The 13,997-nt window shown below is 55.8% G+C and carries 10 protein-coding genes; 4 read left to right on the plus strand and 6 right to left on the minus strand.

Annotated features, from left to right (window positions below):
* Positions 1-65 precede the first annotated feature (65 nt).
* A complete protein-coding gene (lpdA, locus tag USH94_RS09745) occupies positions 66-1,490 on the plus strand; it encodes a dihydrolipoyl dehydrogenase (protein WP_003856313.1) in 1,425 nt (474 codons plus the stop codon).
* Positions 1,491-1,542: 52 nt separating this feature from the next.
* On the opposite strand, the gene USH94_RS09750 is transcribed toward lpdA, so the two are convergent.
* Positions 1,543-2,334: a DUF2950 family protein gene (locus USH94_RS09750; RefSeq protein ID WP_111964161.1), complete on the minus strand. Its 792-nt coding sequence runs from the start codon at positions 2,332-2,334 to the stop codon at positions 1,543-1,545.
* A 10-nt stretch (positions 2,335-2,344) separates the two neighbouring features.
* Positions 2,345-3,898, minus strand: a complete 1,554-nt coding sequence (locus USH94_RS09755; protein WP_111964020.1) for a DUF3300 domain-containing protein — start codon at positions 3,896-3,898, stop codon at positions 2,345-2,347.
* A gap of 397 nt (positions 3,899-4,295) precedes the next feature.
* Here USH94_RS09755 and acnB point away from each other — a divergent pair, with 397 nt between their 5' ends.
* Both acnB and yacL read left to right on the plus strand, forming a co-directional pair.
* A complete protein-coding gene (acnB, locus tag USH94_RS09760) occupies positions 4,296-6,893 on the plus strand; it encodes a bifunctional aconitate hydratase 2/2-methylisocitrate dehydratase (protein WP_032645211.1) in 2,598 nt (865 codons plus the stop codon).
* 190 nt (positions 6,894-7,083) lie between these two features.
* Entirely contained in the window at positions 7,084-7,446 is a 363-nt protein-coding gene (gene yacL, locus USH94_RS09765) for a protein YacL (RefSeq protein WP_111964019.1), read from the plus strand.
* A 31-nt stretch (positions 7,447-7,477) separates the two neighbouring features.
* Here yacL and speD read toward each other — a convergent pair whose 3' ends face one another.
* The 3 genes from speD to USH94_RS09780 all read right to left on the minus strand — a co-directional run bounded on the left by speD (position 7,478) and on the right by USH94_RS09780 (position 9,604).
* Positions 7,478-8,272, minus strand: a complete 795-nt coding sequence (gene speD, locus USH94_RS09770) for an adenosylmethionine decarboxylase (protein ID WP_008501953.1) — start codon at positions 8,270-8,272, stop codon at positions 7,478-7,480.
* Positions 8,273-9,142 (minus strand): polyamine aminopropyltransferase, encoded by an 870-nt coding sequence (speE, locus tag USH94_RS09775; RefSeq protein WP_111964018.1) that lies wholly within the window; start codon positions 9,140-9,142, stop codon positions 8,273-8,275. It lies immediately after the preceding gene.
* A gap of 114 nt (positions 9,143-9,256) precedes the next feature.
* Positions 9,257-9,604, minus strand: a complete 348-nt coding sequence (locus tag USH94_RS09780; RefSeq protein WP_014882582.1) for a YacC family pilotin-like protein — start codon at positions 9,602-9,604, stop codon at positions 9,257-9,259.
* Positions 9,605-9,749: 145 nt separating this feature from the next.
* Here USH94_RS09780 and cueO point away from each other — a divergent pair, with 145 nt between their 5' ends.
* A complete protein-coding gene (gene cueO, locus USH94_RS09785; protein WP_111964017.1) occupies positions 9,750-11,318 on the plus strand; it encodes a multicopper oxidase CueO in 1,569 nt (522 codons plus the stop codon).
* A gap of 87 nt (positions 11,319-11,405) precedes the next feature.
* Here the strand turns inward: cueO and USH94_RS09790 are convergent, their stop codons facing one another.
* Positions 11,406-13,796 (minus strand): glucose/quinate/shikimate family membrane-bound PQQ-dependent dehydrogenase, encoded by a 2,391-nt coding sequence (locus tag USH94_RS09790; RefSeq protein WP_111964016.1) that lies wholly within the window; start codon positions 13,794-13,796, stop codon positions 11,406-11,408.
* Between the last annotated feature and the right edge of the window lie 201 nt (positions 13,797-13,997).

A 13,997-nucleotide genomic window follows, 5' to 3' on the forward strand; every position in this document is an offset into this window, starting at 1 on the left:
AATTTTGTAAACTGCGGGCGGATAGAACGACCCGGTGGACGACGGGTATAAATTAAGAGGTCATGATGAGCACAGAAATCAAAACTCAGGTCGTAGTACTTGGGGCAGGCCCGGCAGGTTACTCCGCAGCATTCCGCGCCGCGGATTTAGGTCTGGAAACCGTCATCGTAGAACGTTACAGCACCCTCGGCGGTGTTTGTCTGAACGTCGGCTGTATCCCTTCTAAAGCGCTGCTGCACGTAGCGAAAGTTATCGAAGAAGCCAAAGCGCTGGCTGAACACGGTATCGTCTTCGGCGAGCCGAAAACCGATATCGACAAAATTCGTACCTGGAAAGAGAAAGTTATCACTCAGCTGACCGGCGGTCTGGCGGGTATGGCCAAAGGCCGTAAAGTGAAAGTGGTAAACGGTCTGGGTAAATTCACCGGTGCGAACACCCTGGAAGTGGAAGGCGAAAACGGCAAAACCGTGATCAACTTCGACAACGCGATTATCGCGGCAGGCTCTCGCCCAATCGAACTGCCATTCATTCCACATGAAGATCCACGCGTGTGGGATTCCACCGATGCGCTGGAGCTGAAAACCGTTCCTAAGCGTCTGCTGGTTATGGGCGGCGGTATCATCGGTCTGGAAATGGGTACCGTGTACCACGCGCTGGGTTCAGAGATCGACGTGGTTGAAATGTTCGACCAGGTTATCCCGGCTGCCGACAAAGACATCGTTAAAGTCTTCACCAAACGCATCAGCAAGAAATTCAACCTGATGTTGGAAACCAAAGTGACTGCCGTTGAAGCGAAAGAAGACGGTATTTACGTTTCCATGGAAGGCAAAAAAGCCCCATCCGAACCACAGCGTTACGACGCCGTGCTGGTGGCTATCGGTCGTGTACCGAACGGTAAAAACCTCGATGCGGGCAAAGCTGGCGTGGAAGTGGACGACCGTGGCTTCATCCGCGTTGACAAGCAGCTGCGCACTAACGTGCCGCACATCTTTGCTATCGGCGATATCGTCGGTCAGCCAATGCTGGCGCACAAAGGTGTTCACGAAGGTCACGTTGCCGCTGAAGTTATCGCCGGCATGAAGCACTACTTCGATCCGAAAGTGATCCCATCTATCGCGTACACCGAGCCAGAAGTGGCATGGGTTGGTCTGACTGAGAAAGAAGCGAAAGAGAAAGGCATCAGCTACGAAACCGCCACCTTCCCGTGGGCTGCTTCTGGCCGTGCTATCGCATCCGACTGCGCAGACGGTATGACCAAACTGATCTTCGACAAAGAGACTCACCGTGTGATCGGTGGTGCGATTGTCGGTACCAACGGCGGCGAGCTGCTGGGTGAAATCGGTCTGGCTATCGAAATGGGCTGTGACGCTGAAGACATCGCGCTGACCATCCACGCTCACCCGACTCTGCACGAGTCCGTGGGCCTGGCGGCAGAAGTGTTTGAAGGCAGCATCACCGACCTGCCAAACGCGAAAGCGAAGAAGAAATAAGTTTCTTCAGATGAAAAAAGCGGCCAATGGCCGCTTTTTTTATGCGCTGCGTTCAGGGTGCTACAGGCTGCCAGGTTTTATCAGGGCTATAGGCGGCTAGCGCACGGGCTTTCTGCTCTGAATTGCTGCCGAGATCGGACTGGTACACCTTGTCGTCCTGGTTTATCAAAAAGCTCATGACGCCCGTCTGGCCGTAGCTGACCGGCCAGGCCACCATCGCGAAACCGTTATTATCCGGCAGGATGCGGAAGCGATAGCCGTGATAGCCGGTACCCGGCTCTTTTGGGCTAAATGCCGGTCCGAGCGGACTGGGCGCTTCGCCGGGGGAGGCGGGCCAGTACAAACCGTCTTTTTTCCCCTTCGAGCTGACAATTTTCTGCGCGTATTTCTGGTTCATTGCAAAGTAGCTTTGCTGCGCATCAACATAGGCATGTAAGGCTTCAATGGCGGCGAGCTCGTTACGCCCAATTTCGCGGGTCAGGATTTCTTCAGCCCCTTCTTTGATATCGAACTGCCAGCCTGCAGTGGTTTTGATCACCGGGATGGGAAGCTGCCAGCCGCTGTCTCCGACAACCAGATGCGCCGTATCCCCTTCGACAACGGTCTTATGACGGACTTTCCAGTCGCGCAGGAAGCGATCGACGGCATCCGGATCAACGCCTTCAGGGGGCAGAAAATCGCGCCAGTTCTCTCCAAGCAGATTGCTCATCGCGCTCTCATTTTGCTCACTGATGGCGTTGGCCAGCGCATCGGTCGCCCGATCGGGCGTGCTGAAGGACTGCTGCGCCATCACAGGGGCCGAAAGCATGAACAACACCATTCCGCTGAGTAGTTTACTTTTCATGTCGGTTCCCTTAGCGATGTCGAATTTCACGGCGTTCAGCGCGTCCACCAGACGCCTGACGCTGCTGCTGGCGAGCGGCAAGCTGCCTGCTTTGCGCACCACGCTGCTGCTGCGCCTGCCAGTTCGCGGAGCGGCTGTCGTTGCCGCTCAGCGCATTGGCCCGGGGCTGGCTGTTTCGCTGCTGCAGAGTGCGTTGCTGTGCGGGCTGCGAAACCCGTTTCTCTTGCCTCTGAGCGGTGGTCTGGCGATTTTCTCGCTGCTGCGTGGTGGCGCGCTTCGTCGTCGGCGGTTTGGTGTCGTAGCCACGGTAGTTATTGCGCTGGGAAATCTGCTTCAGCTGTTCACTTGAGGCCTGACGCTGAACATCTTTCGTGCCGGTGCGCGCCGTTTGGGGGAAGGTTTTACCCGTGGATTTCTCCATCTGGCTCAGGGCCGCCTGACGCTGGCTGTCCCGGTTAACCGGTTTTTGCTGCGTTGAACTGAGCCCTGTCGCCGTGCTGGTGGAGTGGAAGCGACTGTTGAGCTGGTTAGTCGGATAGGGCACGCCTTCCCGATAGGCCGGGTTGTGCTGCCAGGTACGGTTGGCGTCCGTCAGACGCTGACCGCTGATTTTATTGAAGTTCTCAACGTTGATATTGATGTTGTTATCACCGTTGCGGTTATAGCCGCCGTGATTATCCCAGTCACCGTCATGATGGTGGTCCCAGTCATCGTCATCCCAGTCGATATTGCTGAAAATGGCATAGGTTGTGGCAACGCCCAGGCTGAAACCTAAGCCGTTAACGAAGCTGTTGCCAAACTGCTCTCCGGGCGTGGGCGGGAGATAGGTGGGCGGATAGGCGGTATTTGGCCAGGTACCGTAAACCGTATTGGGGTTATAGGTGGGGACGTAAACGACCTGCGGATCCGCAGATTCAATTTTGATAACCGTAGGGGCGGGCGCAGACGTGGTTGTTGTTGCCTCGGTGGCGCTGGTTTTCGCTGGTGCTGGCTTTGTCACGGTGGTGACCGTCTGCTGAGGCGTGGATTGTAAAGCGCCGGTCTTCTGTGCCAGCGCGCGCAGGCGCTGAACGGAATCCATTACGTCTTTAGGCTGCGCGAGAAACGCATCGCCCAGATTTTGTACCCACGGCGGGTTTTCACCCATCAGGGACATAAGCTGAGGAAACGCGACCAGCGATTTCACGCTCGGATCCCAGGGCTGGCTGGCAACGGCCTGAATCGCGGCGTCTCCTTCCATTTTAGGGTTGTCTTTGGACCACTGCGCCGCCTGAATCACGTTGGCCGGATAGGTCGACGCCATCAAAATTTGCGACAGCAGGGCGTCAGGGTAGAGCGCAATGGGGGCAACCCACTGATCGATTTGTGCGGCTGTGTAGGTTGGCGCGACAGCAGGGGCGGGCTGCGCTGCGGCAGGCGCGTCCGATGCAGCCGGTTGTTGTGCGACGGGGGCTGTCGCAGCGGGTTCCATTGCGCGGCTTTTGACAAACATGACGCCCGAGGCGGCAAACAGCCCGGCACTGCACAGAAGGACGAGCAGATGTGGCTTAAAGGGCAACTTCATAAATGACTCCAACGAGACAAGCGCTGTGCCGTGAGGCGTTACGGTTGGCGTGAGTATTATTCACCCGCCTTTTACCGTTTTGACTTTTATTGGGAAGCGTCCGGTACGTCCGGATAAAGAGTGTGAGTATTTATTACACAATTATATCTGATGAAGGAAAACCTGAAGCGTCACGGTGCAGAAGAAACCGCAAATGATGGCCTAAATCCCCGCTACACCATGCTTAACGATTCAGCAAATTATTTAATGTTGCTTTTTTGTAAACGGATTAACACTGTGCAGAAATCCTGCTATGCTGCCCGACGCGGTATCGGGCATTTACCCTACAAACTGCTGTCTCACAGGAGCGTGAAGAGAACGCCCGCCGCATATGACAATGAGAGCGAGGAGAACCGTCGTGCTAGAAGAATACCGTAAGCACGTAGCAGAACGTGCCGCCGAGGGAATTGTACCCAAACCTTTAGATGCAACCCAAATGGCCGCGCTCGTCGAGCTGCTGAAGAACCCGCCTAAGGGCGAAGAAGAATTTCTGTTAGATCTGTTGATCAACCGCGTACCGCCTGGCGTAGATGAAGCTGCCTACGTAAAAGCCGGATTCCTTGCTGCTATCGCCAAAGGCGAAGCCACCTCCCCACTGGTTACTCCTGAAAAAGCCATTGAACTGCTCGGCACCATGCAGGGTGGTTACAACATTCATCCGCTGATTGACGCGCTGGATAACGACAAGCTGGCACCGATTGCCGCTAAAGCGCTCTCTTCTACGCTGCTGATGTTCGATAACTTCTACGATGTGGAAGAAAAAGCCAAAGCTGGCAACGTCTATGCGAAACAGGTGATGCAGTCCTGGGCTGATGCCGAATGGTTCCTGAACCGTCCAGCGCTGGCTGAAAAAATCACCGTTACCGTCTTCAAAGTAACCGGTGAAACCAACACCGATGACCTCTCTCCGGCACCGGACGCGTGGTCTCGCCCGGATATCCCTCTGCACGCCCTGGCGATGCTGAAAAACGCCCGTGAAGGCATTGAGCCGGATCAGCCGGGCAGCGTTGGCCCGATCAAACAGATCGAAGCCCTGCAGAAAAAAGGGTTCCCGCTGGCCTACGTGGGTGACGTTGTGGGTACCGGTTCTTCCCGTAAGTCCGCGACCAACTCCGTGCTGTGGTTCATGGGCGACGATATTCCGCACGTGCCAAACAAGCGCGGCGGCGGTCTGTGCCTCGGCGGTAAAATTGCGCCAATCTTCTTCAACACCATGGAAGATGCGGGCGCACTGCCGATCGAAGTGGACGTCTCTAACCTGAACATGGGCGACGTGATTGACGTTTACCCGTACAAAGGTGAAGTGCGTAACCACGAAACCAACGAACTGCTGGCAAGCTTTGAGCTGAAAACCGACGTGCTGATCGACGAAGTGCGTGCCGGTGGTCGTATTCCGCTGATCATCGGCCGTGGCCTGACCACCAAAGCGCGTGAAGCGCTGGGTCTGCCGCACAGTGATGTATTCCGTCACGCGAAAGACGTGGCGGAAAGCAATCGCGGTTACTCTCTGGCACAGAAAATGGTCGGTCGCGCCTGCGGCGTCGCCGGCGTTCGTCCTGGCGCATACTGCGAGCCGAAGATGACCTCCGTAGGTTCTCAGGACACCACTGGCCCAATGACCCGCGACGAACTGAAAGACCTGGCGTGCCTGGGCTTCTCTTCCGATCTGGTGATGCAGTCCTTCTGCCACACTGCGGCGTATCCGAAGCCGGTTGACGTGACCACGCACCACACGCTGCCAGACTTCATCATGAACCGCGGCGGTGTTTCCCTGCGTCCGGGTGACGGCGTAATCCACTCCTGGCTGAACCGTATGCTGCTGCCGGATACCGTGGGTACCGGCGGTGACTCCCATACCCGTTTCCCAATCGGTATCTCCTTCCCGGCGGGTTCCGGTCTGGTGGCGTTTGCTGCGGCGACCGGCGTAATGCCGCTGGATATGCCGGAATCGGTGCTGGTGCGCTTCAAAGGTAAAATGCAGCCGGGTATCACCCTGCGCGACCTGGTTCACGCGATCCCGCTGTATGCGATTAAACAGGGTCTGCTGACCGTTGAGAAGAAAGGGAAGAAAAACATCTTCTCTGGCCGTATCCTGGAAATTGAAGGTCTGCCGGATCTGAAAGTAGAGCAGGCGTTCGAGCTGACCGATGCCTCCGCCGAGCGTTCAGCCGCGGGCTGTACCATCAAGCTGAACAAAGAGCCGATCATTGAGTACCTGAACTCTAACATCGTGCTGCTGAAGTGGATGATTGCAGAAGGCTACGGCGACCGTCGTACGCTGGAGCGTCGTATCCAGGGCATGGAAAAATGGCTGGCCGATCCGCAACTGCTGGAAGCCGATGCCGACGCAGAGTACGCGGCGGTGATCGACATCGATCTGGCGGATATCAAAGAGCCAATCCTGTGTGCACCGAACGATCCGGACGACGCGCGTCCGCTGTCTGAAGTTCAGGGCGAGAAGATCGACGAAGTGTTCATCGGTTCGTGCATGACCAACATTGGTCACTTCCGCGCAGCCGGTAAGCTGCTGGATACCCACAAAGGACAGCTGCCAACCCGTCTGTGGGTGGCTCCGCCGACCCGTATGGACGCGGCTCAGCTGACCGAAGAGGGATACTACAGCGTGTTTGGTAAGAGCGGTGCACGTATCGAAATTCCTGGCTGTTCCCTGTGTATGGGTAACCAGGCGCGCGTAGCCGACGGCGCGACGGTGGTCTCCACCTCGACCCGTAACTTCCCGAACCGTTTAGGTACCGGTGCGAACGTATTCCTGGCTTCTGCTGAGCTGGCGGCGGTTGCGGCGCTGATTGGCAAACTGCCAACGCCGGAAGAGTACCAGACCTTCGTGGCTCAGGTGGATAAGACTGCGGTTGATACCTACCGCTATCTGAACTTCGACCAGCTCTCTCAGTACACCGAGAAGGCTGACGGGGTTATCTTCCAGACGGCAGTATAAACAGCAAAACCGTCTCCACGAGACGGTTTTTAGTGTTTGCACCCTCTCCCACGGGAGAGGGGCGGGGTGAGGGCATCAGGCCGCAGGGTCTTGCTCTCACCTTTTTATTTTCATTCCTCCCACCTCTCACGCTTTTTTTCTTCCTCGCTGCTGCGATAATTACCTTAATGGCTTTGCAGAGGAAAACACTATGGATTACGAATTTCTGCGCGACATCACCGGAGTGGTGAAAGTGCGTATGTCGATGGGCCACGAAGCCGTTGGACACTGGTTTAACGAAGAGGTGAAAGAAAACCTCGCACTTCTTGATGAGGTTGAACTGGCGGCAAATACGGTAAAAGGCAGTGAACGATCCTGGCAGCGCGCCGGGCATGAATATACGCTGTGGATGGATGGTGAAGAGGTCATGGTGCGTGCCAACCAGCTCGAGTTTTCAGGTGACGAGATGGAAGAGGGAATGAGCTACTATGACGAAGAGAGCCTGTCGATGTGTGGCGTAGAAGACTTCCTTCAGGTGGTGAACGCATACCGTGATTTCATGAAACAGAAATAACAGCCCGGAGCATCCCTGCTCCGGCTTGTTCTTACACGGCCGGAATATTACGGCCGTAGTAAATCTCGCGCATCTCTTTCCAGAGCAGGTCAGTAATCGCCTTACGCTCTTCTTCGCTTAAATCTTCCGGCTTCGTGTGGAACATATAGTGCTTAAGGTCGAACTCCTTAAGTAACATCTTGGTATGGAAGATGTTTTCCTGATACACGTTCACGTCCATCATGTCGTACAGCGATTTCATGTCCTCGGACATAAAGTTCTGTATGGAGTTGATCTCGTGGTCGATGAAGTGCTTCATGCCGTTGACGTCACGAGTAAAACCGCGCACGCGGTAATCAATCGTGACGATATCTGATTCCAGCTGGTGGATGAGATAGTTCAGCGCGTTCAGCGGGGAAATCACGCCGCAGGTCGACACTTCAATATCGGCGCGGAACGTACACAGCCCACCTTCCGGGTGACTCTCCGGGTAGGTATGGACGCAGATATGGCTTTTATCCAGGTGGGCAACAACCACTTCCGGCAGCGGGCCCGGATGTTCCGTTTTGTCGATAAGCTTCGGGTCAACCGGCTCTTCGCTGACCAGAATGGTCACGCTCGCGCCCTGGGGTTCATAATCCTGTCGGGCGATATTCAGGATATTTGCGCCGATAATGGAACAGGTTTCTGACAGGATCTCGGTCAGACGGTTGGCGTTGTAGAGTTCGTCGATATAGGCGATGTAACCATCGCGTTCTTCCGCTGTTTTGGCATAGCAGATATCGTAAATACAAAAACTCAGGCTTTTGGTCAGATTGTTAAAGCCATGCAGTTTAAGCTTTTTCAATTAGCTCACCCCCTTAGTGGATAATGCGTCTTGCAGGTACTGCGGCAGAGCAAACGCTGCGGTATGAATAGCCGGATTGTAGTATCGGCACTGAAGACCTGCCTGATGGAAGCGGGCCTGAATAATTTCGGTGGAAAGATGACGTAATACGTCGTTATCCGTCGCCCAGGCAAAGGTCATGATCCCACCGTAGTACGTCGGAATGGCCGCCTGATAGAAGCTGACATCCTCGAAATAGGTCCTGAGTTTACGATGGCTGTCCAGCGCTTCATCCTGCTGCAGGAAGCAGACGCCGTTTTGTGCGACGAAGATCCCGCCCGGGTTCAGGCAGCGCTTGCAGCCTTCGTAGAACGAGGAAGTGAACAACGATGCGCCAGGCCCAATAGGGTCGGTGCAGTCGGAGATAATCACGTCAAAGGTCTGCGAGGTCTGGTTAACAAAGTTAACGCCGTCGTCAATCACCAGGCTAAAGCGGGGATCGTCATAGCTGCCGGCATTGTGGTTGGGCAAGTACTGGCGGCAGAAAGAGACGACGCCCGCATCGATTTCCACCATGGTGATGGTTTCAATGGAACGATGGCGGGACACTTCACGCAGCATTGCGCCGTCGCCGCCGCCGATAATCAGAACATGCTTCGCGTGACCGTGCGCCAGGAGCGGGACGTGGGTCATCATTTCATGATAAATAAACTCGTCGCGCTCGGTGGTTTGCACAACGCCGTCCAGCGCCATCACGCGGCCAAAGGCAGCATTCTCGAAGATGATCAGATCCTGGTGATCGGTTTTCTCATGGTAGAGCACGTTATCAACGGCAAAGTACTGACCAAACTGGTCATGCAATGTTTCATGCCACAACGTGTGGTCGGCCATAGCGAACTCCTCCTGTGTAAACATCCGTTACGCTCGCAAAAAATGAGCGAAACATGATAGCTAACTCTAACCGTGGTTGCACGGCCAGAGGTTCAACAGGAGGCGTCGGGAAGGTTATTTAACGTAGGCGAGCAGGCTGAGTGAGTCGCGAGCCAGCGCTTTGCATTTTTTAGCAGTGGGAATGCCAATACCGCTTAAGTCACGGTAGCTGTCTTCGCCGAGCGCCTTCATGTCGAAGCTGTCGTAGTTGCTGAGATCCCACTGGTTCTGCTGGGCAAAAAAGACCAGCGCGCGGCGAATCTGCCCGTTGGGTAAATTCTGGTAGCCACAATCATTTTTCAGGAATACAAAAACCGCCGTTAAATCGGCCATATCTTCCGCTTCATTTTCACTTAGCGCATAGCTGTTCGCACACATTGCCATCAGGCTACCGAACAAAATTGTCCTGAAAAACGTCTTCATTGCTTCTACCACTTCTTCACGGAAAATTAACGTTAGCATACTTGATGCCAGTGCGACGATCTTTATTATTGCCGCTTTACTTGACCTTCCGGTAAGGGGAGGGTTTATGCTCAAAAGATCGCCTGCTGGAAATAAGGAAATGAACATGCAACGTCGTGATTTTTTAAAATATTCCGCTGTGCTGGGGGCTGCCAGCGCATTACCTCTCTGGAGCCGCGCGGTTTTTGCGGCCGACAGGCCAGCCTTACCCATTCCTGATTTAGTGACCGCTGATGCGCGAAGCCGTATCCAGCTTGTGGTTCAGGCCGGCAAAACAACATTCGGTGCGCACAACGCCACGACGTGGGGCTATAACGGTAATTTGCTCGGTCCGGCGCTTCAGCTGCGTAAAGGGAAAGCGGTGACGGTGGATATCCACAACACGCTCGCTGAAGAGACGACGCTGCACTGGCACGGGCTGGAAGTGCCGGGAGAGGTGGACGGCGGGCCGCAGGGCATCATCAAAGCGGGCGGTTCGCGCAGCGTCACCTTTACGCCCGACCAGCGCGCGGCGACCTGCTGGTTCCATCCGCATCAGCATGGTAAAACGGGCCATCAGGTGGCGATGGGGCTGGCGGGGCTGGTGCTGATTGAAGACGACGAAAGCCGCCTGCTGCGCCTGCCGAAGCAGTGGGGCATCGACGATGTGCCTGTGATTGTGCAGGACAAGAAATTCACCGCTGACGGACAAATTGACTACCAGCTGGACGTGATGAGCGCGGCGGTAGGCTGGTTTGGCGACACGCTGCTGACCAACGGCGCCATTTATCCTCAGCACGCCGCGCCGAAGGGCTGGCTGCGCCTGCGTCTGCTTAACGGCTGTAACGCGCGTTCCCTCAACTTCGCCACCAGCGATAAGCGTCCGCTGTACGTGGTCGCCAGTGACGGCGGCCTGCTACCGGAGCCGGTGAAAGTGAGTGAGCTGCCGATGCTGATGGGCGAACGCTTTGAGGTGCTGGTGGACATCAGCGACGGCAAGGCGTTTGACCTCGTGACGCTGCCGGTTAGCCAGATGGGGATGGCGGTCGCGCCGTTTGACAAGCCGCACCCGGTGCTGCGTATCCAGCCTTTACTGGTGACCGCTTCCGGCACGCTCCCTGATACGTTAACCACTATGCCAGCACTTCCGTCGCTTGATGGGCTTACGCAACGCAAGCTGCAGCTCTCTATGAACCCGATGCTCGATATGATGGGGATGCAGGCGCTGATGGCGAAATATGGCGATAAGGCGATGGCGGGAATGCATCACGGGCAGATGATGGGCCATATGAATATGGACCATGGAAAAATGGGCGGCATGGGGAACATGAATCACGGCGACCATGGCTTTGATTTCCACAACGCCAATATGATCAACGGCAAGGCGTTCGATATGAATACGCCGATGTTTGCTGCGACAAAGGGCCAGTTTGAGCGCTGGGTGATTTCAGGCGAAGGGGACATGATGCTGCATCCGTTCCATATCCACGGCACCCAGTTCCGCATTCTCTCTGAGAACGGTAAAGCGCCGGACGCGCATCGCGCGGGCTGGAAGGATACGGTGAAGGTGGAGGGCGGCGTCAGCGAGGTACTGGTGAAGTTTGACCACGACGCGCCGAAGGAGTTTGCCTACATGGCGCACTGCCATCTGCTGGAACATGAAGATACGGGGATGATGCTGGGCTTTACCGTGTAAAAAAGCCGGGTGGCGGCTTCGCCTTACCCGGCCTACATAGCGTATCCATAGGCCCGGTAAGCGCGTAAGCGCCACCGGGCTTTTCAGTTACTTGTTTTCGTCAGGCAGCGCATACGCGACAATATAGTCGCCCATCTTCGTGCCAAACGAACCGTGACCGCCCGCAGAGATGACAACGTACTGCTTGCCATTCACTTCATAGGTCATCGGCGTGGCTTGTCCACCCGCTGGCAGACGGCCTTGCCACAGTTTCTCACCGTTGGTCATGTTGTACGCGCGCAGGTAGTTATCTGCGGTTGCCGCGATGAACAGCACGTTACCGGCGGTGGAAATTGGGCCACCCAGCATTGGCATACCCATATTGAACGGCACCGGAACCGGCATAGGGAACGGCATGCTGTCCTGTGGCGTACCAATACGTTTTTTCCACACGATCTGGTTAGTTTTCAGATCCAGACCGGAGATGTAACCCCAGGCAGGCTGTTTACACGGCAGACCAAACGGAGACAGGAACGGGTTCAGCGTTACGCCGAACGGTACGCCGTACTGCGGCTGAATGCCGGCTTCGGTACCGCTGCCTTTCGCGTCTTTCGGCTGTTCCATTGGGTTGCCCGGACCGCGTGGGATCAGACGGGAAACGAACGGCAGCGCCATCGGGTTGGCAATTGCCACCTGACGGTTAGGGTCAACGGAGATCCCGCCCCACTCGAACATCCCCAGGTTACCCGGGAAGACCAGCGTGCCCTGCTCAGAAGGCGGGGTGAAGATGCCTTCATAGCGCAGCTGGTGGAACATCACGCGGCACACCAGCTGGTCAAACATCGTGGCGCCCCACATGTCTGCCCCGCTGAGGTCTTTCTTCGGACGGAAGCTCAGGTCGGAGAACGGCTGGGTTTTGCTGACGTAATCGCCTTTCGCCGCACCCTGCGGTACCGGTTTTTCCGGGGCAGGCACAACCAGCTTGCCGTTGCTGCGATCCAGCACGAAGATGTTGCCGGTTTTCGCCGGGGCGTAAATCACCGGCACGGTTTTGCCGTTAACGGTAATGTCCGCCAGCGTTGGCTGGGACGGCATATCCATATCCCACAGATCGTGGTGTACGGTCTGATAGCTCCAGGCCAGCTTACCGGTGGTTGCGTTCAACGCCACGATAGCGCTGGCATAACGTTCCTGTTCCGGCGTGCGGTTACCGCCCCAGATATCTGGCGTAGTAACGCCCATCGGCAGGTAGACCAGGTCCAGCTTCGCGTCATACGCCGCTGGTGCCCAGGAGTTTGGCGAGTTAAAGGTAAAGGTGTGCTCGTCAGACGGGATCGCGTTTGGATCTTTCGCGCCCGGGTCGAAGGCCCACAGCAGTTTACCGGTATTCACGTCGAAACCACGGATAACGCCGGAGGTTTCACGCGTGGAGAAGTTATCCGTTACCGAACCGGCAATCACGATGGTTTTATCGGTGATGATTGGCGGTGAGGTTGGCTCATACAGACCCGGCGTGGTGTCAGGCATGTTGGTCTGCAGATTCAGGATACCTTTGTTGGCAAAGGTTTCGCACAGCTTGCCCGTTTCGGCATTGATGGCGAACAGGCGACCATCGTTGACCGGCAGCATGATGCGGCGAGGACAGTCGGCAATGACTTCCGGGCTCGCATTTTCCGGGCGCGCTTCGTGGTAAGAGACGCCACGGCAGGTCACGTGCTGGAAGGACGGGTTGGAGTTCAGCTGCGGGTCGAAGTGCCATTTCTCTTTACCGGTGGCCGCGTCGAGCGCGAACAGACGCTGGTGCGCCGTACACAGATAAAGCATATCGCCGACTTTAATTGGCGTCACTTCGTTGGTCAGTTCACCCGGATCGTTCGGCATCTTCAGGTCGCCGGTACGGAATACCCAGGCTTCTTTCAGGTTTTTAACGTTGTCCGCGTTGATCTGCTTCAGCGGGGAGTAACGCTGGCCTTCCTGGTTACGACCATAGGCAGGCCAGTCGCCGTCAGCGACCTGAGAGATCGCCGCCGCAGGCGTCGATTCTGCGTTCAGCGTACCGTTGATCTCCTGCGGGTCGTTAAAGCCGGCCCAGGTCAGGATACCGCCGCTGATCAGCAGGGCTACTACCAGCGCCGCAACGGCACCGCTGGACGGCACGATCAGGCGACGCCAGACAAACGGCAGGATCAGCCATATACCGAAGAAGACCAGAATATCGCTGCGCGGCGTCAGCGCCCAGAAGTCAAAGCCGACTTCCCAGATGCCCCAGATCATGGTGGCAAGAAGGAATGCGGCATACAGCCACAGTGCGGATTGTTTTCTACGCAACAGCAGGACGGTTACGGCAACCATCACCAGGCCCGCAATCGGGTAGTACCAGGAGCCGCCTAAAGCGACCAGCCAGACGCCACCGATTAACAGATACAGCGCGCAGAAGGCTGCGAACGCTGCTGTTAATGTCACCAGTAGACGCGGCTGTTTAGAGTTTGTTTCAGCCATAGAAAGTGTACTCGTCAGTTTTTGTTAATAATTTGCTAGCAACTAATTATAGGTATTAACAAGTGTGATCGGAATCACAATATTTGCTTTTTATAACTCATACGCCAGGCTTATCCATTTGCTGATATAATGAATGGCTTGTGTATCAGTGCTGGATATTAACTCATCCGTATTGAGAGATTTTCATTAAAATCATTTGGT

Source organism: Enterobacter sp. 148H3 (genome assembly GCF_034107425.1).
Lineage (GTDB): Bacteria > Pseudomonadota > Gammaproteobacteria > Enterobacterales > Enterobacteriaceae > Enterobacter > Enterobacter vonholyi.

Excerpts from the sequence above, each read along its gene's own strand:
- lpdA (WP_003856313.1), top strand. The coding sequence starts at position 66 with ATGAGCACAGAAATCAAAACTCAGGTCGTAGTACTTGGGGCAGGCCCG.
- USH94_RS09750 (WP_111964161.1), bottom strand. The coding sequence starts at position 2,334 with ATGAAAAGTAAACTACTCAGCGGAATGGTGTTGTTCATGCTTTCGGCC.
- USH94_RS09755 (WP_111964020.1), bottom strand. The coding sequence starts at position 3,898 with ATGAAGTTGCCCTTTAAGCCACATCTGCTCGTCCTTCTGTGCAGTGCC.
- yacL (WP_111964019.1), top strand. The coding sequence starts at position 7,084 with ATGGATTACGAATTTCTGCGCGACATCACCGGAGTGGTGAAAGTGCGT.
- speE (WP_111964018.1), bottom strand. The coding sequence starts at position 9,142 with ATGGCCGACCACACGTTGTGGCATGAAACATTGCATGACCAGTTTGGT.
- USH94_RS09780 (WP_014882582.1), bottom strand. The coding sequence starts at position 9,604 with ATGAAGACGTTTTTCAGGACAATTTTGTTCGGTAGCCTGATGGCAATG.
- cueO (WP_111964017.1), top strand. The coding sequence starts at position 9,750 with ATGCAACGTCGTGATTTTTTAAAATATTCCGCTGTGCTGGGGGCTGCC.
- USH94_RS09790 (WP_111964016.1), bottom strand. The coding sequence starts at position 13,796 with ATGGCTGAAACAAACTCTAAACAGCCGCGTCTACTGGTGACATTAACA.